Annotated in this window: 27 protein-coding genes and 1 riboswitch; of the genes, 14 read left to right on the forward strand and 13 right to left on the reverse strand. The window is 38.1% G+C overall.

The window, feature by feature from the left end; genetic code table 11:
* Positions 1–309: 309 nt before the first annotated feature.
* Both ACIQ2D_RS14745 and ACIQ2D_RS14750 read right to left on the reverse strand, forming a co-directional pair.
* A complete protein-coding gene (locus ACIQ2D_RS14745; RefSeq protein WP_402865268.1) occupies positions 310–435 on the reverse strand; it encodes a hypothetical protein in 126 nt (41 codons plus the stop codon).
* Positions 436–491: 56 nt separating this feature from the next.
* Entirely contained in the window at positions 492–824 is a 333-nt protein-coding gene (locus ACIQ2D_RS14750) for a magnetosome magnetite crystal formation protein family (RefSeq protein ID WP_402865269.1), read from the reverse strand.
* A 130-nt stretch (positions 825–954) separates the two neighbouring features.
* A riboswitch (TPP riboswitch) is annotated at positions 955–1,063 on the forward strand.
* A 142-nt stretch (positions 1,064–1,205) separates the two neighbouring features.
* On the opposite strand from ACIQ2D_RS14750, the gene thiT reads away from it, so the two are divergent.
* Together thiT and map are read left to right on the forward strand one after the other, a co-directional pair.
* Complete coding sequence (gene thiT, locus ACIQ2D_RS14755; RefSeq protein WP_402865270.1) at positions 1,206–1,766, forward strand: energy-coupled thiamine transporter ThiT; 561 nt, start codon at positions 1,206–1,208, stop codon at positions 1,764–1,766.
* A gap of 306 nt (positions 1,767–2,072) precedes the next feature.
* Positions 2,073–2,831 carry a type I methionyl aminopeptidase gene (map, locus tag ACIQ2D_RS14760; protein WP_402865272.1) on the forward strand — a complete coding sequence of 253 codons (759 nt, stop codon included), beginning with the start codon at positions 2,073–2,075 and terminating at the stop codon, positions 2,829–2,831.
* Between the two features lie 32 nt (positions 2,832–2,863).
* On the opposite strand, the gene ACIQ2D_RS14765 is transcribed toward map, so the two are convergent.
* Positions 2,864–3,595, reverse strand: a complete 732-nt coding sequence (locus ACIQ2D_RS14765; protein WP_402865274.1) for a tryptophan-rich sensory protein — start codon at positions 3,593–3,595, stop codon at positions 2,864–2,866.
* A gap of 204 nt (positions 3,596–3,799) precedes the next feature.
* Here ACIQ2D_RS14765 and ACIQ2D_RS14770 point away from each other — a divergent pair, with 204 nt between their 5' ends.
* Both ACIQ2D_RS14770 and ACIQ2D_RS14775 read left to right on the forward strand, forming a co-directional pair.
* On the forward strand, positions 3,800–4,570 hold the full coding sequence (locus ACIQ2D_RS14770; RefSeq protein ID WP_402865276.1) for a polyphosphate kinase 2 family protein: 771 nt from the start codon (positions 3,800–3,802) through the stop codon (positions 4,568–4,570).
* Between the two features lie 127 nt (positions 4,571–4,697).
* Positions 4,698–5,282 (forward strand): GNAT family N-acetyltransferase, encoded by a 585-nt coding sequence (locus ACIQ2D_RS14775; protein WP_402865277.1) that lies wholly within the window; start codon positions 4,698–4,700, stop codon positions 5,280–5,282.
* Positions 5,283–5,335: 53 nt separating this feature from the next.
* On the opposite strand, the gene ACIQ2D_RS14780 is transcribed toward ACIQ2D_RS14775, so the two are convergent.
* Together ACIQ2D_RS14780 and ACIQ2D_RS14785 are read right to left on the reverse strand one after the other, a co-directional pair.
* Positions 5,336–5,899 (reverse strand): beta-class carbonic anhydrase, encoded by a 564-nt coding sequence (locus ACIQ2D_RS14780; protein WP_402865279.1) that lies wholly within the window; start codon positions 5,897–5,899, stop codon positions 5,336–5,338.
* A 201-nt stretch (positions 5,900–6,100) separates the two neighbouring features.
* Positions 6,101–6,235 (reverse strand): hypothetical protein, encoded by a 135-nt coding sequence (locus ACIQ2D_RS14785; protein WP_402865281.1) that lies wholly within the window; start codon positions 6,233–6,235, stop codon positions 6,101–6,103.
* Between the two features lie 634 nt (positions 6,236–6,869).
* On the opposite strand from ACIQ2D_RS14785, the gene motA reads away from it, so the two are divergent.
* On the forward strand, positions 6,870–7,673 hold the full coding sequence (gene motA / locus ACIQ2D_RS14790; protein WP_402865282.1) for a flagellar motor stator protein MotA: 804 nt from the start codon (positions 6,870–6,872) through the stop codon (positions 7,671–7,673).
* Positions 7,657–8,430, forward strand: a complete 774-nt coding sequence (gene motB, locus ACIQ2D_RS14795) for a flagellar motor protein MotB (RefSeq protein ID WP_402865284.1) — start codon at positions 7,657–7,659, stop codon at positions 8,428–8,430. The genes motA and motB overlap by 17 nt, the downstream gene beginning before the upstream one ends.
* 50 nt (positions 8,431–8,480) lie before the next feature.
* Here the strand turns inward: motB and ACIQ2D_RS14800 are convergent, their stop codons facing one another.
* Positions 8,481–8,702 carry a DUF1128 domain-containing protein gene (locus tag ACIQ2D_RS14800; RefSeq protein WP_053582006.1) on the reverse strand — a complete coding sequence of 74 codons (222 nt, stop codon included), beginning with the start codon at positions 8,700–8,702 and terminating at the stop codon, positions 8,481–8,483.
* 181 nt (positions 8,703–8,883) lie between these two features.
* Between ACIQ2D_RS14800 and ACIQ2D_RS14805 the strand changes: the two genes are divergently transcribed.
* Both ACIQ2D_RS14805 and ACIQ2D_RS14810 read left to right on the forward strand, forming a co-directional pair.
* Positions 8,884–9,210 (forward strand): YtxH domain-containing protein, encoded by a 327-nt coding sequence (locus tag ACIQ2D_RS14805; protein ID WP_402865286.1) that lies wholly within the window; start codon positions 8,884–8,886, stop codon positions 9,208–9,210.
* Between the two features lie 94 nt (positions 9,211–9,304).
* Positions 9,305–10,243: a YihY/virulence factor BrkB family protein gene (locus ACIQ2D_RS14810; protein WP_402865288.1), complete on the forward strand. Its 939-nt coding sequence runs from the start codon at positions 9,305–9,307 to the stop codon at positions 10,241–10,243.
* Between the two features lie 51 nt (positions 10,244–10,294).
* Here ACIQ2D_RS14810 and ACIQ2D_RS14815 read toward each other — a convergent pair whose 3' ends face one another.
* From ACIQ2D_RS14815 to ACIQ2D_RS14840, 6 genes are all read right to left on the reverse strand, one after another.
* Positions 10,295–12,199, reverse strand: a complete 1,905-nt coding sequence (locus tag ACIQ2D_RS14815) for a heavy metal translocating P-type ATPase (RefSeq protein ID WP_402865290.1) — start codon at positions 12,197–12,199, stop codon at positions 10,295–10,297.
* Between the two features lie 284 nt (positions 12,200–12,483).
* A complete protein-coding gene (locus ACIQ2D_RS14820) occupies positions 12,484–14,022 on the reverse strand; it encodes a fumarate hydratase (RefSeq protein WP_402865292.1) in 1,539 nt (512 codons plus the stop codon).
* A 233-nt stretch (positions 14,023–14,255) separates the two neighbouring features.
* Positions 14,256–14,441 carry an SE1561 family protein gene (locus ACIQ2D_RS14825; protein ID WP_010857232.1) on the reverse strand — a complete coding sequence of 62 codons (186 nt, stop codon included), beginning with the start codon at positions 14,439–14,441 and terminating at the stop codon, positions 14,256–14,258.
* A gap of 889 nt (positions 14,442–15,330) precedes the next feature.
* Positions 15,331–16,707, reverse strand: a complete 1,377-nt coding sequence (gene rlmD, locus ACIQ2D_RS14830; RefSeq protein WP_402865294.1) for a 23S rRNA (uracil(1939)-C(5))-methyltransferase RlmD — start codon at positions 16,705–16,707, stop codon at positions 15,331–15,333.
* Between the two features lie 38 nt (positions 16,708–16,745).
* Positions 16,746–17,564: a polysaccharide deacetylase family protein gene (locus ACIQ2D_RS14835; RefSeq protein ID WP_402865296.1), complete on the reverse strand. Its 819-nt coding sequence runs from the start codon at positions 17,562–17,564 to the stop codon at positions 16,746–16,748.
* A 161-nt stretch (positions 17,565–17,725) separates the two neighbouring features.
* Positions 17,726–18,622 (reverse strand): TIGR01777 family oxidoreductase, encoded by an 897-nt coding sequence (locus ACIQ2D_RS14840; protein WP_402865297.1) that lies wholly within the window; start codon positions 18,620–18,622, stop codon positions 17,726–17,728.
* A gap of 101 nt (positions 18,623–18,723) precedes the next feature.
* Here ACIQ2D_RS14840 and recX point away from each other — a divergent pair, with 101 nt between their 5' ends.
* From recX to ACIQ2D_RS14855, 3 genes are read left to right on the forward strand one after another with little or no spacing between them, the layout of a single operon-like run.
* On the forward strand, positions 18,724–19,527 hold the full coding sequence (gene recX / locus ACIQ2D_RS14845; protein ID WP_402865299.1) for a recombination regulator RecX: 804 nt from the start codon (positions 18,724–18,726) through the stop codon (positions 19,525–19,527).
* Positions 19,524–19,853 (forward strand): YfhH family protein, encoded by a 330-nt coding sequence (locus ACIQ2D_RS14850; protein ID WP_402757245.1) that lies wholly within the window; start codon positions 19,524–19,526, stop codon positions 19,851–19,853. The genes recX and ACIQ2D_RS14850 overlap by 4 nt, the downstream gene beginning before the upstream one ends.
* Positions 19,854–20,123 carry a YfhJ family protein gene (locus tag ACIQ2D_RS14855; RefSeq protein ID WP_402865301.1) on the forward strand — a complete coding sequence of 90 codons (270 nt, stop codon included), beginning with the start codon at positions 19,854–19,856 and terminating at the stop codon, positions 20,121–20,123.
* A 58-nt stretch (positions 20,124–20,181) separates the two neighbouring features.
* Here ACIQ2D_RS14855 and ACIQ2D_RS14860 read toward each other — a convergent pair whose 3' ends face one another.
* Positions 20,182–21,168, reverse strand: coding sequence for a metal-dependent hydrolase (locus tag ACIQ2D_RS14860; protein WP_402865303.1), 987 nt, complete (start codon positions 21,166–21,168; stop codon positions 20,182–20,184).
* Positions 21,169–21,312: 144 nt separating this feature from the next.
* Here ACIQ2D_RS14860 and mutY point away from each other — a divergent pair, with 144 nt between their 5' ends.
* The 3 genes from mutY to ntdP all read left to right on the forward strand — a co-directional run bounded on the left by mutY (position 21,313) and on the right by ntdP (position 23,454).
* Positions 21,313–22,347, forward strand: coding sequence for an A/G-specific adenine glycosylase (gene mutY, locus ACIQ2D_RS14865; protein WP_402865305.1), 1,035 nt, complete (start codon positions 21,313–21,315; stop codon positions 22,345–22,347).
* 65 nt (positions 22,348–22,412) lie between these two features.
* Positions 22,413–22,601 carry a gamma-type small acid-soluble spore protein gene (locus ACIQ2D_RS14870; protein ID WP_402865307.1) on the forward strand — a complete coding sequence of 63 codons (189 nt, stop codon included), beginning with the start codon at positions 22,413–22,415 and terminating at the stop codon, positions 22,599–22,601.
* Between the two features lie 301 nt (positions 22,602–22,902).
* Positions 22,903–23,454, forward strand: coding sequence for a nucleoside tri-diphosphate phosphatase (gene ntdP / locus ACIQ2D_RS14875; protein ID WP_402865309.1), 552 nt, complete (start codon positions 22,903–22,905; stop codon positions 23,452–23,454).
* Positions 23,455–23,696: the final 242 nt, after the last annotated feature.

Consider the following 23,696-nt stretch of genomic DNA (forward strand, 5'->3'; position numbering starts at 1 on the left):
TATTCGGAAAATTACCATAAATGAAAATTCATACAACCATCCATCAGAAGATCGTATCTATTCGATGAGTAGATTAACACATCACCAATAAATCAATGAAGGAGCTTATTCGCTCAAGGAGAGAGTCAAGTCGCTCAAGCAGAGGCTATAGCCTCTGCTTGAGCGTGGAGATGATTATAGGAACAGGGGAATTGTAGAAAGCTCTTCTCTTGGTAGGTATTTGAAGTGAATTTACTTATTATGAGTTGTAAAATAATGCAGACAATAAAAAAGCCATCCCCTGAATTGGGGATAGCTCTAGTGAACAAATTATTTTGTATATGTCTTTGTTGAAATAGGAGCCTTTCCTTTTTTAGCTTCTACAACTTTTCTTATGATAGGAATAACGATTGGTGCTAATTTAACAGCAGTTTTTACAACGTTGGATACTTTCATTTTATACCAACTCCCTTTTATCATTATTTCTACCTGCTTATTGTATTTATTAAACATTAACGGACAACGCGGACGGCTTGTATGATGTTCCAGATAATAATGCCGAGTGATACAAGTAAGTAAATAACAAAGGTAACCAGCCAAACAATGATGAGCGAATTGCCATTTGAAAATGGATCAGTAGTGTTAAAAGATATCGTTGAAAAGACGAATAGGATAAAGAAGACGATACCAAAAGCAACGGGAATTAAGTGTGATATGAGTGCTCGAATAGAGTGGCGCTTAACTTCACTATCCTTTGAAACAAAATAGACGACTAAAGGTACGATAAATGGTGCGAAAAAAATACTGAGATAACTAAATGCGGATAAGATTTTTTGATTCTCCATTAGTTGTCCCTCCTTTTTTAATATTTACGCACAAAAATCAGAAAAGTTTCAAAAAATTTTAGCAAAGAGATAGTTGTAATTTGGTAAGTGTTTGCGTACAATGATGATGTTCAAACAAAAATCTAGATGTAACGACCACAAGGGGTGCCGATGATGTCGGCTGAGATTGGGCACGTAATGCCTTCACTCTTTGAACCTGTAAGTTAACGCTTGCGTAGGGATTGTGGATAGAAACCGACACTTTAACGATGTGAGGCTCTGTCCTGGCATCGTTTTTTATTTTACCCATTTTAGTAGATTGCCAGACAGCTAAGCATTAAAGCAACTGATTTCTATTCCTGCTCTTGTATCCTACATCGGAACAAAGGAGAGAATAATGTTATGGACAAAAAAAAATTATTAATGCTGGTGGAAATTGCGATTTTTGCAGCAGTTGGGCTTGTGCTCGACCAAGTATCATTTAAAGTATGGGCACAGGGTGGCTCGGTTAGTCTTGTCATGGTGCCGATTGTATTAATTGCATTTCGTTGGGGACTTGGTGCAGGGGTAACAACCGGTCTACTTATTGGTGTTATGCAAACAATGTTCGGTGCTTATATCGTGCACTGGTTCCAAGGTTTATTAGATTATGGCATTGCCTTCACTGTTGTTGGTTTAGCAGCTATTGTACGTAAGCCAGTACTTGATGCAGCGGCGAATGCAAAAAAGGTGAAAATGGCAAATTATATTGTGATTGGCATTATTGTAGCAGGCTTTTTACGGTATGCAGCACATACGACTGCCGGTGCGGTGTTCTTTGCAGAATATGCTGGCGACCAAAATGCATGGGTTTATTCTATTATTTACAACGGAACGTATATGCTACCTGCGACAATTTTAACTGCGGTTGCTTGCGTACTATTATTTACATCCGCACCACAACTAATGCAACGAAAATCATAATTAATCAGCCGCGTGATCCCTAGAGTGATTGCGCGGTTTTTATCTTTTTTATGGGGTGTTTGAACACCCGATAAAAAAATAAAGCATCTGGCGGATGTCACAGATGTTTTGTGCGCGAAAGCGAAGCGTCAGCAGCAGATTTTTACAGCTGACTGACTTGCAACACGTAGGCCCAAGCACAATTCAAAATCTGGACGCAATAACGCCGAGGCGTTATTGGTATGCCAAATAACTCGGATTCCTCATCTTTATGCTGTAGTTGTGATATATTAAAGAGTAGACATTAGGATGAAAGGGACGTTAAAAATGATTGTAAAAACACAAGAAGAAATTGAAGCTTTTAAAAAAATAGGCCGTATTTGCGCTGAAATCCGTGAAGCGATGAAGGCCGCTACAAAACCAGGTGTGACGACACTTGAATTAGATGAGATTGCAGGGCGTATGTTTGCGGAGCGAGGCGCTGTATCAGGTCCTAAAGGAGAATATGATTTCCCAGGTTACACTTGTATTAGTGTCAATGAGGAAGTAGCACATGGTATACCAGGTAGCCGTGTGATTCAAGAGGGCGACATCGTGAATATCGACGTATCGGGTTCTTTAAATGGCTATTTTGCAGATACAGGTATTTCATTTGTAGTTGGTGAAGGCTATGAAGAGAAAGAGAAACTTTGTCGCGTAGCGAAAAGTGCTTTTGATCGTGCGATGACAAAAGTAAAAGCTGGCTCAAAATTAAACCAAATCGGTAAGGCTGTTGAACGTGAAGCGTATGCTAATGATTTAACAGTTATTATGAACTTAACGGGTCACGGTATAGGGAAGTCTTTACACGATGAGCCAAGTCATATTTTGAACTATTATGATGCCTGGGATACAACGATTATGAAAGAGGGTATGGTGCTTGCAGTAGAGCCATTCATCTCTGCTAAAGCTGAGCATATCGTCGAGTCTGGCGATGGCTGGACATTTGTAACGCCTGACAAATCATTAGTTGCACAAATTGAACATTCGATCATTGTGACAAAAGGTGAGCCAATCATTTTAACAACATTAGATGATGAACAATAAGTAATTAAAAAGAAAAAAACCCGTATACCAAATTATTTTTGGTATACGGGATTTTTTTTGATGAATAATATTCCAACAAGCAGGACACCACATAAAAAAAGTGCAGCTGTCGTCACAAGTAGTTCATCAAAGCCATTGTGCAATACAATGCCAATATATGCCCAAATGAAGACGATTGGATATGCAATATCGAAATGATGGAAGCGAACATGTAAAGCAATTGCCGTACCGATTGTTAGTAAAATAACAGCCCATAGAGGGTTGCTTAAGCCAAAACCGTTCCATTCATATGAGGTTAATGTAAAACTTAAATTCGTCAGGAGTAAAAAAGTTGTCCATGCAAAATAAATAGACAGCGGTACACGTCCAGTGAGCTTATTATTGCTGAGTGGATACGTATTATACAGCATAAATAAGTAAATCAATAACATGAACGTGACGATTAATGAGGCGATAAAAAGTTCTAAATGCCAGAAGATAATCATCAACATTTGCAGTATACATACGCTACCAAAAAGTATGCCCTGCTTTAGAGACAGGCTTTCCTGCGTGCGCTGATTTTTTAGATTCATAACTAACCAATAACCAAGTAATATAAAAATCACAATCCAAATAACATAACTAACATTTAAAGGGGCAAACATAACCGGAAAGCGGTTAGAAATTTCTAATGAAGATTGACCGTTTATCTTTATGAAATAGGATGAAAAGGTTAGGATGAGTGCGACAATATACGTAATTGTCACAAAAATAAATTGAGGCATAATTTCCTCTCCCTTCCTGTTAAATTGTATAGTGAAAAAGCAAATAAGTATACGATTGTCACTGAATTTCTATTTTATTATAGCCGAAATAGTGTCGGCTGTATCATTCTAATTCGCTATAATTATCTACAATTTACCATTTATGTATTCAAGGCTAAATATCTCTTGTACAATAAGAGTAAACAAATAAAGGGAGGGTTTTAAATGGCTCAAACTATAAAAAATTTAGATTTATCAATTGAACTAGATAAAAAAATGTATAAAAAGAAATTAAAAGTCCTTCAATATGAAATGTTAAATGCCCAACAATTTTTATTGAACAATAAAATTGGACTTATCCTTGTCTTTGAAGGCATGGATGCGGCAGGAAAAGGGGGCGCTATTAAACGTCTTATCGAGCGTGTAGACCCGCGCGGTTACGTCGTACATCCAATTGCGGCACCGCAGCCACATGAACTTCGTTATAACTATTTACAACGTTTCTGGCGTAAATTGCCGCAGCATGGGCAAATTGCGATTTTTGACCGTTCATGGTATGGGCGTGTACTTGTAGAACGTATAGAAGGATTTGCGACTAAAGAAGAATGGTATCGTGCATATGATGAAATTAACAACTTTGAAAAGTTACTGACAGACGGCGATTACATAGTTGTGAAGTTCTGGTTGCATGTATCCGATGAAGAACAATTAAAACGTTTTAAAGATAGAGCACAAGACCCGTATAAGGCTTGGAAGCTAACGGAAGAAGACTGGCGCAATCGTGAAAAAACACCTTTGTATGTCGAAGCGGCTAATGAGATGTTTGCGAAAACAGATAAGAAAAATGCTCCATGGATTTTAGTGGCGGGTAATGATAAAAAACATGCACGTGTACAAGTATTACAGGAAACAATTGCACAAATCGAGCGTGAGGCTCAAAAACGTGGTTTACATTTAACGAATATATTAGAAACGCCAGAATCATCAAATCAATAAATGAAAAATATAATAATAACAGAGATGTTGCCGCAACTAAACAATGAGTTAATTTAGTTGTAGTAGCATCTTTTTTTACATACAATTAGAAATATATCGACAATTATTGGAAGGTTTGTGTGGAGAAATGGTGTTGAAAATTTGGAATCTACTAAGGAAAAAGGGTGGAAATGTGGTATCGATTGAGGGGAAGAAATGCTACGTTCGAACATTCCAAGAAAAAGATGCACGGAGTTTAACAGGTCTTGTTAGTCGTAATAAATACTTTTGGTCTACATATGAACCATTGAATCGACCTGAATACTATACAGTAGACACACAATATAAAAAAATTCAAGAAACCTTATATTTAATGGGGTCACAACGAGAATTCACGTTTGGCATTTACGAGCTTGGCACAGATTATTTAATCGGACATATCGCACTTTATTCAGTGAAAAGACTACCGTATTCAAGTGGGTTTGTAGGCTATGCGATGGATGAGGCTTATGTAGGTAAGGGCATTGTGACAGAAGCGGTAAACTTAATTGTCCATTTTGCATTTGAAGAGGTTGGCTTACACCGTATTGAGGCATATGTATCACCAGAAAATAAGCCTTCTATTCGAGTGCTTGAAAAAGCAGGATTTCAGCAGGAGGGCCTCTTACGAAAGCTGTTATATATTAACGGTAAATGGGTAGATCACTATATGTATGCACGTTTAGAAGAATAATAATGAAAAAGATGTGTCTATCAACCGAGACTTCGAGGGATAGACACATCTTTTTATTGGTTAGCACCGTCTGCGATTAAATCTAGACGCCCTGTATTCGGATCGATGACTAGACCATGAACAGGAATATTTTTTACCATTAGTGGGTGATTACGAATAGTATCAACACTTTTCATCACACTTGTTGCTACGTCACCAAAGCCACGTAAAAATTCTTTTAAATCAATCCCGGAATACTCCATCATTTTAATCGTTTCTTCACTTACGCCTCGGTCTACCATCTTACTAAGCATAGACTCAGGATCTACTGCACTCATACCGCAGTCATAATGACCGACTACATATACTTCATCTGCCTGTAATTCGTAAACCGCTACAAGCAAACTACGCATAACTGCACCAAATGGATGACTTATTAATGCACCGGCACTTTTCACGATTTTTACATCGCCATTTCGTAGATTCATTGCTTTTGGTAAAAGCTCTACAAGGCGAGTGTCCATACAAGATAACACTACAATATGTTTATCTGGATATTTTGTTGTTATAAATGGTTCATATTTTTTGTCTTGAACAAAATCTTCATTGAATTCAAGAATTTCTTTTAACATTGTCATGAAAAATTGCTCCCTTCCCTACTGAAACATTTTAGATCAAAAATATAAAAACGCAAATAATAATGACAATATTCGCGCAATTTTGCGGAGAAAAAAGAAGTTTAGTAATTTACTTAGTATATCGAAATTAAGACAGTAAATAAATAGTAGTAGATTAAAAAAAGAAAAAACAGCTACAAAGAGTAGCTGTCTCAACATGGATTAAAATTTTTCTGATGGTTTTGGATCAACAGTTACTGAAGATTTAGAGTCTAAACCTACTTGTAGGTAGTGGATGAAGAATGCAGTTGCAATTAATAGAACGGCTGAAAAGCCAAGTACAGTTGTGATGAACATAGTTAAATACTCCTTTCTACTAGATAATCAACTTTCATTAAATGCAATTATACAATAGATTGTTATAAAAGAGTAAGGTTAATTTATGAAATATATGGTATCCGTTTATTGGGAATTTATTTATGTATTATATAAGTAGATTACAGTTTCAGCATGACTGTTAGACAAAATGTGATAAAAACTACGCATAATGTTGGATTTTACTGAGGGGCATGAAAATGAGTGATATTTTTGATGTTTTATTATAACAACTTCAAACCAAATTATCGTCTGAGAAATCATTTTTGTACTGTTTTAGTGTGTAGTTTTGATGATTATTTGAGTTGATATAAATTTATCAGTCTAACAACTCATATTAAATAGTACTCTTTTTTGGATATTTACTCCTACTTTCACCGCTAATTCAGCATAATGTAGTAAATTTGTGTTAAATGATAATAACAAATCCTTAATTCTTTTAGAATATGTACAAATTAGTGTATTATTCTTAATTCAATATAATCAAATGTAGCCAAAATTCAAAGAAATAGCATTTATGGCATCGATTAATTGTTAAAATACATTTATACTATATTTTATGATATGGAAAAATTAGACGTAATCAATACTGGTTTAAGATTTGGAGGTTCTATTAATGGATATGTCGTCGTTAGTCGGTATAATTTTAGCGTTTATTGCGCTACTAACAGGAATGGTGATGAAAGGTGTAAGTTTGGGTGCGTTTTACAATCCTGCTGCCATATTAATCATCATTGTCGGTACAGTCTCCGCTGTCACAATTGCCTTCCCAATGAAGGAATTAAAGCGTGTACCAAAGTTATTTAAAATCCTATTTAAAGAGACTAAATTAGCAGATGATATTGAAATCATTAAAATGTTTTCGCAGTGGGCTGATTTAGCACGTCGAGAAGGTTTACTAGCTCTTGAAAGTAAAGCTTCTGAAGTTGAAGATCCATTCTTGAAAAATGGCCTTACATTAGCCATTGATGGTCAAAATGCAGATTATATTCGTGATGTATTGACGGAAGAAGTAGAAGCAATGGAAGATCGTCATACAAGTGGTGCTGCAATCTTCTCTCAAGCAGGTACATATGCCCCGACACTTGGGGTACTTGGTGCGGTAGTTGGTTTAATCGCCGCATTAGCAGATATGAATGATATAGAAAAATTAGGGCATGCCATTTCAGCTGCCTTTATGGCAACATTGTTAGGTATCTTCACGGGTTATGTATTATGGCATCCATTTGCCAACAAGTTAAAACGTAAGTCATCAGTTGAAGTGAAGCAAAAGCGCATGATGATTGAAGGTATCCTTTCTGTTTTAGAAGGGGAAGCTCCACGTGTTATCGAACAAAAATTATCTTCTTACTTAACGATGGAAGAGCGTCGTCAAATTACGGGTGAAAGCGGGGCGGGCGGCCTTGGCAAAGAAAGCTAGGAAAAAAAAGCATGAAGAGCATATGGATGAGTCTTGGTTAGTACCGTACGCAGATATTTTAACGCTGTTATTAGCGCTATTTATCGTATTATTTGCTTCAAGTTCGGTTGATCAAGAAAAGATAGAGCAAATGTCAGCAGTTTTTAATCAGGTGTTTGAAGGTGGGACAGGCTTTTTAGAGCAACCAGCACCAATACAAACCCCTGATGCTGAGAATGACCAAACACCTCAAGAGACTCAACAAAATTCAGCTTATTTGAAGGATCAGCAAGAACTAGCTGGGATTAAGGACAGCGTTGATAATTTCATTGCAGTTAATGAAATGGAAGGTCAATTTGCTACAGAAATGACAGAGGAAGGTTTGTTAGTAACGATTCGTGATAGCATACTATTTGACTCGGGGAAAGCAGAAGTTAAACAAGAATATATTCCGACTATTCAAGAGCTTGCTGCTGTATTAGTTTCTGATCCTGCTCGTAATATTGTCATTACAGGGCATACAGATAATGTTCCAGCAGGACCTAATTTCAAATCAAATCTAGAGTTATCATTAATACGTGCTTCAAATTTCTTTTTGGTTCTTACAGAGAGTAATGAACAGCTAGATTCGACAAAATTTAGTGCTAAAGGTCACGGTGAGAATCGTGCCATTGCACCAAACGATACAGCTGAAGGGCGTGCGAAAAATCGCCGTGTAGAAGTGTTAATTCAGCCAAATGTCGCAGAAGATGGTTCATCCACAATAACTACGCAATAACAATAAAAGCTATTAGCAACAGGCTTAACGCCGTAGCTAATAGCTTTTTATTATTTACGCAGTGAGCCTAGTTCTGCAACGATCGCTTGCATTTCACTAGGGCTAAATGAATCACGCTTCATGACCATTTCATATAAATATACTAAATCTTCATAATTGGCTTCATTGAAATTCTCTGACTTCATCGCATCTACATTGACCATGCGAAGTTTATCCTTCATTTGCTCAACCATATAAATAACGTTTTCTTTTGATGGTGTTGATAAATTCATTGGTTAAAACCTACCTTTCGTAGTCCTCGCCAATATCATTTCATTGAATAAAAAAATTGTCAATACTGTATTTGAGCATTGCTTTAAAAATATCCTATTTTTGGGTAGAATAGAGGAGGTAAGCTGTTTAGTTATCATATTAAAGGGAATGTATATTAACATCAGTAGGAGGTATTATAGTATGGGACAAAGTAAGTTATTAGCATCAATCATCGTTGGCGCTGCAGTAGGTGCTGCACTTAGTATGCTAGATCGTACAACACGTGAAAAAACAATCGCTTCTACAAAAAGAATTACTGAAACAGTATCTTATTATGCAGAGAACCCAGCGGAGTTGCAGGAACTAATTCAAGAAAAAGTGACGGCTGCTCAATCATTTTACGAAAGCGCGTCAGAAAATGTCAGTATGTTAGTCGAAAAAGCAGATGAGTTTAAAGAGTTACCTTCCACAATTCAAGATATGATTAGCGACACAAAATCTGCTTTCTCTCCAACAGATAAAGAATAAGATTAACTTCAATTAATAAATGTTTTATGTACTGAAGCGTTAGCGATATGTACAATTCCGCCAAGGCATAATTGATAGTAAGGAGAGGAACTGTATGGAAAAGAAAAAAGCATCAGCAAACGCTACATTAGGTGCTGTAAAATCCTTTCTCTCAGCGGATGTAGCAACTGTAGACGTCACAACATCAAAGGGTTTTGTGCAAGATATACTGCTTCGAATACAACGAGTTGAAATATCTGCCCTAAGTGCCCAACTTGCTTATTTCTTTTTATTATCCTTCTTCCCGTTACTAATCTTTCTTGTAACATTATTACCTTATCTAAATTTAGAAACGGAGCTAATGTATTCAACATTAGTGAACATATTGCCCGACGAAGTATATCGGCTAATTGAAAGCACACTAAATGAAATTTTAACGCATCGAAATAGTAGTTTATTATCAATAGGGATAATCGGTACAATATGGTCTGCATCGAAAGGAATTAATGCCTTGTTCCGTGCATTAAATAAAGCTTACGATACGGAAGGTAGAGTAGGAATTGTGAATAGAGGACTATCACTCGTTTTTACAATCGCACTCGTAGTTGTTGTGGGTGTTGCGCTCTTATTACCTGTCTTTGGTCAGCAAATTGGACACTTTTTGTTTTCGATAGTCGGAGTTGAAGAGAAATTTATAACGTTTTGGAATAATATACGCTGGATCATGCCGCTATTGCTCATTTTTTTAGTTTTGATGGGTCTTTACTGGTTTGTTCCTAATACTAATCCGCGGCAAAAATTAATGGGTGTTTGGCCTGGTGCGATATTCTCAACATTAGCCTGGTTAGCCTCAACATATGGTTTTTCTTTTTATATTAATAATTTCGGGAACTACTCTGCTACATACGGCAGTATTGGTGGTGTCATTATTTTAATGCTATGGTTGTATTTCACCGGTATGATTTTGATTTTTGGCGCAATGTTAAATGCATCAATGCAGAAAAGAGCGCTACAAAAAGAGTTATACAAACATCGAAAATCACCTGAGTTTTGATACTATTAAAAAAGCCTTGCATCACGATTATGTGATAGCAAGGCTTTTTTGTTATACATTTTTATTGAGCATACGTAAGCTGTTTAAAATAACGAGGATCGTACTGCCTTCATGACCGATAACACCTAGAGGTAAATCGACAACTTGTAAAAAGTTAGAGGCTATTAATAATGTAATGACACCGATAGAGAAGACAATATTTTGTTTTACAATACGCTGCATTTTGCGTGATAGGCGTACTGCATATGCAATTTTGGATAAGTCATTTTTCATTAATACAACATCTGCTGTTTCAAGTGCAACATCTGTTCCTTCTCCCATAGCAATGCCTGTTGTTGCTGTTGCAAGGGCAGGGGCATCATTAATGCCATCGCCAACCATTCCAACGTAATTGTATTGACCAAGTAGACGTTTCATTTCAGTGACCTTTGTTTCTGGTAAGCACTCTGCCACGTATTCAGTAACGCCTGCTTCTTTCGCAATAACTTTAGCTGTTTTTTCATTGTCGCCAGTTAACATAACTACATCAATATGAAGCTCTTTTAGAAGTGTGATAGCGTTTTTTGCTTCATTGCGAACGGTATCTTTTAACGCAGCAAGTGCAATAATTCCTGTATTATCCCGAATGAAGATAACGGTTTTTCCTTGAGAAGCAAGGGTTGCTGCTGCTCCGTTTGCAAAGGTATTTGCTTCGTCTTCGCCAACAAAATCAGGTTTACCCACTAAGTATTCAACCCCATCTATAGAGCCTTTTATCCCCCAACCAGGAATGTCTTCGATACTTGCCGACGGAAATAGTGCGATGCCTTTTGCTTTTGCATACATCGTAATGGCTTGTGCGAGAGGGTGATTTGATTGCGCTTCAATTCCAGCAAGTAGTGCAATTGTATGCTGTTTATCTAAACCATCACGTACGATAAAGTCTGTTACGACAGGCTTTCCTTGTGTCAGTGTCCCAGTTTTATCGACTGCTAATGCATTTAATACACTTAAGTGTTCTAAATGTAAGCCGCCTTTAAAAAGAATTCCGTTTTTTGCACCATTTGAAATTGCCGCAAGTGTTGCTGGCATAATTGAAGCAACGAGTGCACACGGTGATGCAACAACTAGTAGCACCATCGCGCGGTAAAGTGTCGTAGTCCAGTCCCATCCTAGTAAAAAGTGTGGAAGGAACATCATGAGCACCACAGCAAGTAAGACAAATTTTACATAAGTACCTTCAAATTTTTCGATAAATTGCTGAGAAGGTGATTTTTCACTTTGTGCACTTTGCACAAGGGTAATAATTTTTTGGAACAATGTTTCTGAGTTCGGTTTTGTCATTTCCATCGTGATGGCACCGTTTAAGTTTACTGTCCCTGCGAAAACTTCATCGCCTTCTCGCTTCGCAACAGGTAACGGCTCACCGCTAATGGCTGATTCATCAATAGAAGATTGCCCTTTAAAGATAATTCCATCTGCTGGTACACGTTCACCAGGTTTAATAAGAAGATGATCGCCAATCTTTAATGTTGAAACAGCAACTTTCATTGGTTCAAAACCACCACGTGCAAGCCAAGCTTCTTCGGGTTGTAAATTCATGAGTGCAGAAATTTCACGATGGCTTTTATTCATCGCGTATGTTTCTAAAGCGCCACTTACTGCGAAAATAAAAATAAGGATTGCGCCTTCAGTCCAGTAGCCGATTGCTGCAGAACCGATTGCGGCTAAAACCATAAGCAATTCCACATTCAATTTCTTGTCGGCAATAGTTTCTTCGATACCTTCTTTTGCTTTCGCAAAACCGCCTACACAAAAGGCTGTAATGTATAAAAGAACAGAAGCGGTTGTTTGGCCGTTCGTATCTAATCGCCATGCAAGTAAGATGAATAACCCCGCTACTAAAGCAGCGATTAGTTCCGCATGCTCTTTTGTTTTCTCAATTAAATCATAGTTTTCTCGATTAGAGTATTCCATTCATATCCCTCCTGATAATGAAAATCAATATCATGAACCTTATAAAATAGTAATACTGGCGTATCGTAATGAATGGCCAGTACTTTTGTGGTCTGTATTATAATTTAGAATTATTATAACAAAGGGTTTTGCAAAATGGAAGTGGGAAGTTAGCGTAATCGACAAAAAAAGGAATAAGCGTATTTGCACGCTTATTCCTTACAATAAATAGCTATTTGTTTTTTAACAGTAGAAATATTTTATTCTAATCGTAAAATTGCATTATATTATAGATGGAAATTTTTTTAGAATACGCGTTCTGCGTGTTTAGATAGTTTATCTAATGAAGATTTGTCTACATCAGCGTGTAATGAGTTCCCGTGAGAGTCCATTGTTACAACTGCTGTGAAACCTTCAACGTTTAAGTGCCACATTGCTTCAGGAATACCGAATTCCATTAGGTCAACGCCGTCTACACCTTTAATGCAGTCTGCGTAGTACTGAGCTGCACCACCGATAGCGTTTAAGTAAACACCACCGTGTTCGCCTAGTGCTTTTAGTGTTTTTGGTCCCATACCACCTTTACCGATGACAGCGCGGATACCGAATTTTTTCATGATGTCGCCTTGGTATGGCTCCTCGCGAATTGAAGTTGTTGGACCAGCTGCCTTAACTGTCCAGTTGCCTTCTGCATCTTTTGCCATTACTGGACCACAGTGATAAATAACTTGTCCGTTAAGGTCTACTGGAGCATCGTGGCTCATTAAGTGATGGTGGATTGCGTCACGGCCAGTGAACATGCGACCAGTGATAGAAACAACGTCACCAACTTTTAATGCGCGAATTTGTTCTTCAGTAATAGGTGCAGTTAGTTCTACAACATTTGTTGAAGTTTCTTCTGTCGTTGCAGCAACTTGATCGTCCTTGAATGTGATTTTTTCGCCATCTTGGTAGTGCCACTTGATGATTTCGCCAGTCTCAGGGTTGATGTCGATTGCCATACGACGGTATGCCCAGCAGTTATACGCTACAGATACATAGAATGAAGCAGGGATACGGTGCATCACGCCAATTTTACAACCAAGTAGAGTTGCTTCACCGCCGAAGCCCATTGTTCCAATACCGAATGTATTTGAAGTTTTAACTACATAATCTTCTAATTGTGCAAGTTCTGGATTTGGATTTGTATCTTCCACGTGACGGAATAATTGTTCTTTAGCTAAATCGTAGCCAGAAGAACGGTCACCACCGATACCTACACCGATGAAGCCTGCTGAACAGCCTTGACCTTGTGCTTGGTATACAGAGTGCAGGATACATTTACGGATACCGTCTAAGTCACGACCGGCACGGCCAAGACCTTCTAGTTCTGTTGGAAGGCTATACTGGATATTTTTGTTTTCACAGCCGCCACCTTTAAGGATTAGCTTAATCGTAATGTAATCGTTTTCCCATTGTTCAAATTTCATAACAGGAAGACCTTCACCAATGTTGTTCCCGCTATTTTCCCCAGTTAATGAATCAACAGCATTTGGACGTAATTTAGCATCAGCAGACGTATCAATAATTGCTTTTTTGATGGCTGCTTTAATTTCTAATTGATTTACGCCAACAGGAGTGTAAATCTTAAATGTTGGTAGACCAGTATCTTGGCAGATAGGTGATACATTGTCTTCCGCCATTGCGATATTGTTAGTGATTGTGTCTAAGCTCATCGCAGCACGAGTGCCAGCGTTTTCAGCTTCTTTCGCCTTTTTAATGGCACGACGTACGTCTTTTGGTAAATTTGTAGATGTTTCAGTTACTAAATCGTAAAGACTTTTCTCCAAAGCTTGTAAATTCATTAGTATTGCCCCCCATAAATAAATTGACTATTTCCACATTACATTATACTCTTTTCGACAATTTAAAAAAAGAGTGTCTGTAGCAGTACTCGGAATTATATATAAATAAAAGCGCAAGTAGCCTCAGCTAACTTGCGCTTTTATTCATAAATATTCTAGATATTCGCGTCATTTCAATAGGCTTACGCCAAGTGAGTCAATTCGACGGTAAGGAGCGTAAATATCTTTTTTTATTATTTTTCACGAGCGTTAAATTGCTCCATTTTGTCTTCTAAATCATCCATCATTTGAATTAAGCGATCGATGTCTTCTAATTCAGTCGTTTCAGGATCAATAGCATCTAGGACTTCTAAAAAGATTTCAAGACGTTCTTTTAAGTAAGTTACTTGTTGTTCTTTATCAGTAATTGGCTTTGACATGCGTACACCTCATTTCGTCCCTTTCATAGTAGCGGATTTCAGCGTAAATTTCAACGTCTTTGATAAATACAAGTAGTTGGAAAATGATTGGGCCTTAGTAATTATTTTGTGAATTTAAATAATCTGAATATTTACAATATTGAGGTCGTGTGTTAATGTTGTATTAAGAAATAGTAAAGGAGATGGTGAAGAAAAAACGATGAACTCTAACTCGAAAAGGAGGGAGTTTAAACAAGTACTCGGCCATATTAAAAGCCGACATTCGTGTTTATACAAGCTGAAATGGATATAAGTATTAGTTAGGCCTTAGCGTCAATTCACATATGGTGAGCGCTAAGGCTTTTTGATATGTATTTTGAACAATGTACAAAAATCGTAATTACATGCGGAAAGAGGTGAAATACCTGAGAATTAAATGAGATACCTGCGAAGTACAGGTGAACACCCGCGAATGAAGAGAAATACCAGCGAAGCACAGGTGAATACCCGTGGAATTAAGTGAATTACCCGCGAAGTAAATTGAAATCAAAAAAAAAGAGCGGGGCTCATCTCCCGCTCAAAAAACAAAAAACGCCCAGCAAATCCGTGCTGTTATGGCGTTTTTTGGTGTGACACGAATATTAAATCCATGCCACGTAGGTTTGGCACCTAGTCTATGATTATACAGGTTATTGTACAAAATGCAAATAGAATGTTAGATTTAATAATTTCCAAACGAAAGATTACGATGCTCAAATTAAAGCACGCACTGATTTATTAAAACAAATCGGCGGTTATCATTAAATTGGCGCTTATTTGCAATTAAGTTGTAGGTCATTTTGATCCGATTTTTAAAAAATCATCTAAAAAACGACACTCAAATTTTGAGTGCCGTCATAAAAATTAAGTTTTATTTTTTCAATACAAGCTTCGCTACACATTCCACTTGTGCTGTCTGTGCAAACATATCTATTGGCTGAATATACTCCACATCATACAACTTCGATAACTCTTGTAAATCTTTTGCTAATGTTGATGGGTTACAAGATGCATACACAAAGCGTTTCGGTTTCAGCTTAAGCACAGTACGAATGAAGTCCGGTGCAAGGCCTGTACGTGGTGGGTCTACTACAATCACATCAGGAGTGAAGCCTTCTTTGCGCCAATTTGCTAGGACGGATTCGGCTGTACCGATTGCGTATTTTGCATGTTTGAAACCGTGATTTTGTGCATTTTTTCGTGCATCTTGAATACTTTCAGGAATAACGTCCATTCCGCGTACTTCTTTTGCTTGATCTGCTAGCCATAAACCGATTGTACCTACACCACAGTAGGCATCAACAACAGTTTCTTTACCTGTTAATGCTGCAGCTTTTTTAATTTCATCATATAAATGAACAGTTTGAGTTGGGTTTAATTGGAAAAACGCGCGAGCAGAAAGGTCGAATGCTAATTCGCCAAGTTCTTCATGAATTGTTTCTTTGCCATCGAGGACAATTGTTTCATCACCAAAAATTAGGGATGATTTGTCGCGATTAATATTTTGTGCAATCGACACGATACTTGGGTCGATTTTTTTTATACGTGTTATGAGCTCAGCAAGATGCGGAATCTCTTTACGAGTTGTTACTAATACAACTTGTGTTTCGCCAGTATGGATACCTGTACGCACAACAATTGTACGTACTAAACCGTCGAGTGTACGACCATCGTAAATTGTGATGTTTAGCTTTTGAAGGATTTTGCGTGTTGCGACTGTGATTTTTGATGTTACTGGGTGTTGTACTAGGCAGTCGTTAATGTTTAACAGCTTATTGCTACCCTCTGCAAATAGACCGGCATATACACGCTTGCCTTCTTTACGTACTTGGAACTGGCTTTTGTTGCGGTAGTTCCACGGATTGTCCATACCAAGAGTTTGACGGACTTCCACTGTCTCAGCTAAAGGTTTTGCATAGCGTTCTAATGCTTGCATCACGATATCGCGTTTTTCAATAAGTTGTTTTTCGTATGTCATATGCTGAAGCTGACAGCCACCGCATTCATTGTAAACAGGGCATGGTGCTTCTTGGCGATGCCTTGAGGCTTTGCGTATTGTGACAATTTCAGCCTCTGCAAAATTATGTTGTGTTTTGGTTACTTGTGCTGTAATTTCTTCACCTGGGATTGCGCCTTTGACGAATACAACATTGCGTTTGTAAAAGCCAACTCCTTCGCCATTAATCCCAAGTCGTTTAATTGAAAGTGGGAATTTTTGTCCCACTTCCATCGTTGTTTGTTGTGTCAAACTTTCCACGTCCTTTTTCTTTCATCATCCCATTATAACTAAGGAGTGGACGATTGCAAAGTGACAGGGAAGTCTTCATATTCTAATACTAAATCATCGAGGGATAAAAACGTGTAGCCTTGTTTTTTAGCTTCTGCAATAAAGAGTGGAAGAGCTTCCGCATTATCTTGTGCGACGGTGTGCATCAAAATTACAGCACCTGGATGAAGTTGCTCCATAAGCGCATTGTAGGCATAATCTGCACCACGGCGCTCATCCTTCATCCAATCCTTAAATGCCACAGACCAAAAAATATGACGATAACCTTCAGCGTTGCCGACCTCTAATACTTTAGCATTGAATGTACCTTCAGGTGGACGCGCATATGTCGTACGTTCTATGCCTGTTAATTCACGTAACTTCCCGTCAAATTTACGCCATTCTGCACGCATGCCATCTCGAGAAAGTCTTGCCATATTCGGATGTCCATAAGAGTGGTTGCCGATTGTATGCCCATCGGCTACCATGCGTTTTACAAGGTCACCAGCACTTACTAAATAATGACCTGTTAAAAAGAAGGTTGCTGGCACTTCTTCTTTTTCTAAAGTGTCCAAAATACTTTCTGTAAAGCCATTCTCATAGCCATTATCAAATGTTAAATAAGCCACTTTTTGATCAGGTTTTCCTTTATAAATAGCGCCGTATTTTTCGAGTAATTGATCGAGTGGTGCACCAGCTTCTGCTTGGGCACCATCTTTTCCTCGTTTAAAGCCCCAATTGTACTCGTCGGAACTCGAAGCAAAATAGGGATTGATGCTCACTGCGGCCGCAATGATAAAAGTGGCAAGTACTGCACCTACTATATGTTGTTTCCACATAAAAACGCATCCTCTCTTTTTCCTTAGGATGCGTTAATTTATAAAAATTATTCCATCTAAATGACCTGCTGAAAAAAAGGAGTGAGTGCTGAAATCCCACAGCAGCCGCGGAGAAACTTTATAATCGTGGCATAAACCGCTACTGTGGTGAAGGATTTACCCTATAACAAATCTTCCAGCGCTTCTTTTAAATGTGGAAATTGAAATTCGAAATTTTGTTTTTCTAATATTGTCGGAAGTACATGCTGACCTTCTAATACGAGCATACTTTGTTCACCGAGTGCTAGTTGCATCGCAAAACTAGGTACAGGCATCCAATGTGGACGATTCATGACGTGAGCAATTGTTTGACCAAATTTTTTCATACGCTCAGGGTTCGGTGCCGTGACATTAAATGGACCACTGATTGACTCATTCGTGATTGCAAAGTAAAGAGCACACGCTGCATCATCAACATGAATCCAGGAGAGCCATTGTTCACCTGAACCAACTTTACCACCGACGTACATTTTAAATGGAAGTAACATGGATGGAAGTGCACCACTTTCACTTCCTAAAATTACGCCAAAACGAGCAAGTGCAACACGTACACCTAAGTTTTCAGCGCGTTTTGCATGGCGTTCCCAATCATGAACAGTCGAACCTAAAAAGTCTGTTGCGTAATCCGTAAAATTTTCCGTATATGTGTTGATTGTAGAGGTCGGATAAATACCTACTGCACTCGCATTTACGAGTACTTTAGGTTTCTTCTGAAGTCCTTCCATTATACGCACTATTTCAAGTGTAGCATCCATCCGACTTGTATAAATGGCCTTTTTTTGTTTTTTCGTCCACCGACCATCATTTAGTGAAACGCCTGCTAAATTAACAAATGCATCGACCTCACTAAGCTCTGTTTCAGGTCGTGAGCCATCTTGCAACCATTGTACATAGTCGATACCATTTTCATGTTTTGAAGTGGCACGCGTTAAAATAACGATTTCGTGTCCATCAGCTTGTAAGTATTTAGTAAGCTTTTTTCCGACAAAGCCAGTGCCGCCAGCAATAACGACTTTCATTAGAAATCCCTCCTTTTTCCAATCGATATAACTACACTATACATAAAGATGAGCAAAAAGAAAAAGATGTTATAATGTTGTAGATAAAGGGGTGTTTCCATATGCGTGTTATCACAAAAATTGCGCGTCAAAAAAACAATCCAGAACGCTATAATATATATTTGAACGAAGAGTACGCTTTTCCTGTTGACGAAGCGATTTTACTTCAATTTGGGTTAACAAAAGGGAAAGTACTAGAAGCATATGATATAGAAGAAATTGCTTATGAGGACGAAATTAGAAAAGCCTTCAATAAGGCACTTAATTTCCTTTCTTATCAAATGCGGAGTGAGCATGAGGTAAAGAAAAAGCTGCTTGATTTGGAATTCGGTGAAGCGGTTATTTTAGAAGCGATGCAAAAACTAAAATCATACGGTTTTTTAAATGATGAAGTATATTCGAAGGCACTTCTTGATACGAAAAAGGCGACGATGAAAAAAGGACCTCGTGCAATTCGTCAGGATCTCATCAAAAAAGGGATCGACAAAACATTGCAAGATGAAGTACTTGAAACGTTTAGTCATGAGGAACAAGTAAGGCTTGCTACACAACTTGCAGAAAAAGTAGTCCGCTCAGGGAAGAATAAAACACCTTCGCAGGTAAAGCAAAAAATTCAAGACTTCCTAATGCGAAAAGGCTATTCTTTCGGTATAGTGGATGAAGTACTCCAAGGCATTACTTTCGAACAAGACGAGGATGACTGGCAACAGATGCTCGATGTACAAGGCGAGAAAGTTTGGAAAAAGTATTCAGGGAAGTATACTGGTTATGAGTTGAAAATGAAAACGAAGCAGGCACTTTATCAAAAGGGGTTTCCTGTTGAAGTGATAGATCGTTTTATTGAAGAGAAGGGGAATGAACAATGAACGAAAAAAATTATGCAGCTATGTCAGAACATGAGTTACGTGAAGAAGTGGCGATGCTAAAAGAGAAAGCACGTAAAGCAGAACAGTTAGGCATCATTAATGAGTTTGCCGTATATGAGCGTAAAGCTTTAATGGCAGCAGCTTATTTAGTAGACTTAGATACGATTGTGCAAGGAGAGATGTATCGCATTGATGGCTCTGATAACCAATATTTCCAAGTTGATTATTTAAAAGGGCGTTTTGCGTGGGGTCATCGTTTAGGTGGCGATAAATATCAAGAGGCATTGCCAGTCTCAATATTATCACCAATAAAGGCGGGAAAATAAATGCAAGAAAAAATAGAAAAGTTAACTGCTGAGTTATTAGTAAAAAATCCACAAATGTCTACTGGACGAGCGCAAGTTTGGATTGAACTTTTATGGAGCGATTTTGAGTCGACATCTGCCAAAGCGGGCTATAACTACCGTGGTGCTGACTATACAGAGAACTTAGTACGCCAATTAATTAATAGCTATGGCGATAAGCTTCACGAATTTGCAGGACGCAATCCGAAATACGCACATTTGCTTGATGCGAGTGACGACATGATGCAATAAAAAAAGCCGGTGTGTCTTGTTTATTATGAGACATACCGGTTTTATTCGTTATGTGAGTTTAATTACTAGCGCCAATTTGAAGCTTTTTCTGGAGCTTATCTTCGGTGAAAATCCAGCCTGTATACGAAGTGATAATTTCGTTGTCATCGTTTAATTGAGCAACGGCAACGAATGGATAGCGATTGTCGCTACGATACCGAAGGTCGATTAAACGCACTTCGGTTAAACCATTTTCAAGCTCGGAAATTTCCCAACGATATAACGGTGAGAAGGACACGAAAGCATCTAGATTCGGGTCTTTAAGCGCAGCTTCTACGACTGGCGTTTTCGGCATCGGTTTAATTTCAAATTTATCGTAAATATTAACGGTACGCCCGTATGCACGGCCGACATAATAATGTGTTTTAGACTTTGCGGCGATGCGCCAATGGAAGAAGCGCATTGTAGGTGCTACAATGACATAATCCTCATCTTGGATTGTATGGTGTACTGCCTGTTTAACTGCTCTTTGTAAGGCAAAGCGTAAAATATAGTAGCCGATAATAATCAGATACATGATACTGAATGTCCACACAGGGTTTGCGCCAAATGCCCATAATAATATACCAAGACAGTGTAATGTGAAAATAATAGGATCAAAGGTGTTAATGACACCAAGTGCTACCCATTTTCTCGAAAAAGGACGTATGGCCTGCGTGCCGTAAGCGTTAAAAATATCAACAAAGACATGAAGGGCAACGGCTAAAAATGTCCAAAGCCACAAATGAAGGACATTTGCGTCTTGAATAATAAAAGATAAAGCAGCTGTAATTAAAATTGGCCATAAGGCAACAGCGGGTAATGAGTGTGTAATTCCGCGATGATGGCGAATATACACAGCGTTATTGCGAAACTTTAAAACAGTGTCTACGTCTGGTGCTTGTGAGCCAATAATAGTACCAGCCATAACGGCTGTAAAAGTCATAGGGTGACTTGCGACAACAGGATCAGCAAGCGCTAGACCTCCAAGGGCAATGCCCATAACGAAATGTGTGCCTGAATCCAAAAGTATCCACTCCTAGTATGCAAGTTAATTGAGTGCACATTGCATACATGTATATTTCAATAATGGTAATGTGATTACATTTCTATATCTTTATTGTATACCCTTTTTAGCGTAAATTACATCTGAAAATTACTGGAGGTAGCTGTGAATTATCCATATGTAACAGAATTTCGACAAGCTTTAGTCGAATGGTTTGAAAGTGAAAAAAGAGATTTACCTTGGCGCCATACGAAAGATCCTTATAAAATTTGGGTATCTGAAGTGATGCTACAACAAACACGTGTCGATACAGTTATCCCATACTACAATCGTTTTATGGAAAGCTTCCCGACGCTTGAATTACTAGCAGAAGCACCGCAGGAATATTTATTAAAGCATTGGGAAGGTCTTGGATATTACTCCCGTGCACGCAACCTACAAGCGGGGGTGCGTGAGGTACTTGAAAATTACGGCGGCATTGTGCCGGATAATCGCCATGAAATATCAAAGTTAAAAGGTGTCGGTCCGTATACAGCTGGTGCTATTTTAAGTATTGCCTATGATAAGCCGGAACATGCAGTTGATGGGAATGTTATGCGTGTTCTAAGTCGTGTCCTAAATATTCATGAAGATATTGCTGTGCCAAAGACGAAGAAAATTTTTGAAGCGGCAGTTGAGGAACTGATTGATCCAAAGCATACGTCTTCTTTCAATCAAGGTTTGATGGAGCTGGGTGCACTTATTTGTACGCCAACGTCGCCCAAGTGTTTATTATGCCCGGTACGTGACTATTGCACGGCGTACAACGAAGGTGAGCCTGAAAAATTACCGGTGAAATCGAAAAAAATAAAGATGAAGCATTTAAAGTATGATGTTTTTGTTTGTGAGGATACAGAAGGGCGTATCTTAATGGAGCAACGTCCTGAAGGTGGCTTACTGGCTGATATGTGGCAGTTCCCCATGGTTGAACAAGAAGTGGAGGATACATTTTCTACACTTGAAACAACGTACAATGTACAAGTAATCAAGCAACAAGAACTACTAACATTTAAGCATGTGTTTTCGCATCTAACTTGGCACGTCAATAGTTATTATATACAAAGTGAGCCATCGCTAAGTGGTCAATGGTTTACTCGTGAGCAAATTGAACAGCTACCAATGCCAGTTCCCATGCTGAAAATTTGGAATTCGTTAAAATAATAAAATTCGTCCGCATAAAAACAATCACCTCTGTACACAATAATGAGCGTGGAGGTGAATTTAATATGAAACGAAATCAAAACAACAACCAAAACCAAGGTTTCCAAAAACAAAACAATCAACAACGTCAAGTTGAGGAATTTGGTTCTGAAACAGATTTTGCTGAAGTTCAGCAACAAAATCAAAAAGCTGAGGCCAATAAGTCTCAAGCTTCAGGTCAATTTGCAAAGAAAAACCAAAACAATAACAAATAATTTTGGTTTGTAAATGATCGTATTTTGATGCGAACCCATTAAGTTTACCGAAGAAAAGACTGTCCATGAAATCTATATGATAGCATGTGGCAGTTTTTTTATTTTATTTGGATGTAAAATTATTTCCAAATAAAACGCTTTTATGATGAAAATTGCTACGGTTCAACGTATATTTGCACCTCAAGGAAATAACCAAATGAAATTTATGGTTTTCTAACTACACGTTTCTTGGACGGGTTGCTATAATATACTTGAGACTGCTAGATTTTAGGTAGCATAGAGGAAAAGGTGGGCTTCAAAAATGGCAATACCAGTAGAAGGAGAAACGATACAAATACATAGTTACAAGCACAATGGCCGTATCCACCGTGTATGGCAAGAAACGATGGTATTAAAGGGAACGAAAAATATCGTTATTGGTGCGAATGAACGTACACTTGTGACAGAATCCGATGGTCGTACTTGGCTAACGAGAGAGCCTTCTATTTGCTATTTCCATGCGGAGCACTGGTTTAACATCATTTGCATGCTACGTGAAGACGGTGTGTATTATTATTGCAATCTAAGCTCACCATTTGTTTTCGATAATAATGCGATTAAATACATTGACTATGACTTAGACATTAAGGTTTTCCCGGATATGTCGTATTCACTTCTTGATGAAGATGAATATGAACAGCATCGTAAAGAAATGTCTTACCCTGAAGTTATTGATAAAATTTTAAAGCGCAATGTCGAGAAATTGATTAGCTGGATTCAACAAAAAAGAGGACCATTTGCACCGGATTTTATTGATGCGTGGACAAATCGTTATAAATTCCAGCTTGATATGCAAGCTGACGATAGTGAGTAGCACCTGTTATTTGCAGGTGTTTTTTTATTGTTAGGGACATTAAAATCAGAAATGCGTTCGATAAATTAGAAAAGTTGGGTGATAAATATAGATAATAGGGCGATAAATTTGAAAACATGTCCGACAAGAACTCAACATGGAGGGCCTAACAAATAGTTTGCGCCTAGGATTCATTTACTGTACTGTTTACGAAATATTGCTATAATACGTAAGGGCATTCATATAAGAATGTCTGTTTCTTT

The organism is Lysinibacillus sp. NPDC097287 (assembly GCF_044761695.1).
Classification (GTDB): Bacteria; Bacillota; Bacilli; order Bacillales_A; family Planococcaceae; genus Lysinibacillus.

Excerpts from the sequence above, each read along its gene's own strand:
- ACIQ2D_RS14870 (WP_402865307.1), top strand. The coding sequence starts at position 22,413 with ATGAAACGAAATCAAAACAACAACCAAAACCAAGGTTTCCAAAAACAA.
- ACIQ2D_RS14750 (WP_402865269.1), bottom strand. The coding sequence starts at position 824 with ATGGAGAATCAAAAAATCTTATCCGCATTTAGTTATCTCAGTATTTTT.
- ACIQ2D_RS14800 (WP_053582006.1), bottom strand. The coding sequence starts at position 8,702 with ATGAATTTATCAACACCATCAAAAGAAAACGTTATTTATATGGTTGAG.
- ACIQ2D_RS14765 (WP_402865274.1), bottom strand. The coding sequence starts at position 3,595 with ATGCCTCAATTTATTTTTGTGACAATTACGTATATTGTCGCACTCATC.
- ACIQ2D_RS14855 (WP_402865301.1), top strand. The coding sequence starts at position 19,854 with ATGCAAGAAAAAATAGAAAAGTTAACTGCTGAGTTATTAGTAAAAAAT.
- ACIQ2D_RS14850 (WP_402757245.1), top strand. The coding sequence starts at position 19,524 with ATGAACGAAAAAAATTATGCAGCTATGTCAGAACATGAGTTACGTGAA.
- thiT (WP_402865270.1), top strand. The coding sequence starts at position 1,206 with ATGGACAAAAAAAAATTATTAATGCTGGTGGAAATTGCGATTTTTGCA.
- ACIQ2D_RS14770 (WP_402865276.1), top strand. The coding sequence starts at position 3,800 with ATGGCTCAAACTATAAAAAATTTAGATTTATCAATTGAACTAGATAAA.
- map (WP_402865272.1), top strand. The coding sequence starts at position 2,073 with ATGATTGTAAAAACACAAGAAGAAATTGAAGCTTTTAAAAAAATAGGC.
- ntdP (WP_402865309.1), top strand. The coding sequence starts at position 22,903 with ATGGCAATACCAGTAGAAGGAGAAACGATACAAATACATAGTTACAAG.
- ACIQ2D_RS14775 (WP_402865277.1), top strand. The coding sequence starts at position 4,698 with ATGGTGTTGAAAATTTGGAATCTACTAAGGAAAAAGGGTGGAAATGTG.
- ACIQ2D_RS14820 (WP_402865292.1), bottom strand. The coding sequence starts at position 14,022 with ATGAATTTACAAGCTTTGGAGAAAAGTCTTTACGATTTAGTAACTGAA.
- ACIQ2D_RS14835 (WP_402865296.1), bottom strand. The coding sequence starts at position 17,564 with ATGTGGAAACAACATATAGTAGGTGCAGTACTTGCCACTTTTATCATT.
- ACIQ2D_RS14780 (WP_402865279.1), bottom strand. The coding sequence starts at position 5,899 with ATGACAATGTTAAAAGAAATTCTTGAATTCAATGAAGATTTTGTTCAA.
- ACIQ2D_RS14815 (WP_402865290.1), bottom strand. The coding sequence starts at position 12,199 with ATGGAATACTCTAATCGAGAAAACTATGATTTAATTGAGAAAACAAAA.
- ACIQ2D_RS14840 (WP_402865297.1), bottom strand. The coding sequence starts at position 18,622 with ATGAAAGTCGTTATTGCTGGCGGCACTGGCTTTGTCGGAAAAAAGCTT.
- motA (WP_402865282.1), top strand. The coding sequence starts at position 6,870 with ATGGATATGTCGTCGTTAGTCGGTATAATTTTAGCGTTTATTGCGCTA.
- recX (WP_402865299.1), top strand. The coding sequence starts at position 18,724 with ATGCGTGTTATCACAAAAATTGCGCGTCAAAAAAACAATCCAGAACGC.
- ACIQ2D_RS14785 (WP_402865281.1), bottom strand. The coding sequence starts at position 6,235 with ATGTTCATCACAACTGTACTTGGCTTTTCAGCCGTTCTATTAATTGCA.
- ACIQ2D_RS14745 (WP_402865268.1), bottom strand. The coding sequence starts at position 435 with ATGAAAGTATCCAACGTTGTAAAAACTGCTGTTAAATTAGCACCAATC.
- ACIQ2D_RS14805 (WP_402865286.1), top strand. The coding sequence starts at position 8,884 with ATGGGACAAAGTAAGTTATTAGCATCAATCATCGTTGGCGCTGCAGTA.
- ACIQ2D_RS14810 (WP_402865288.1), top strand. The coding sequence starts at position 9,305 with ATGGAAAAGAAAAAAGCATCAGCAAACGCTACATTAGGTGCTGTAAAA.
- ACIQ2D_RS14825 (WP_010857232.1), bottom strand. The coding sequence starts at position 14,441 with ATGTCAAAGCCAATTACTGATAAAGAACAACAAGTAACTTACTTAAAA.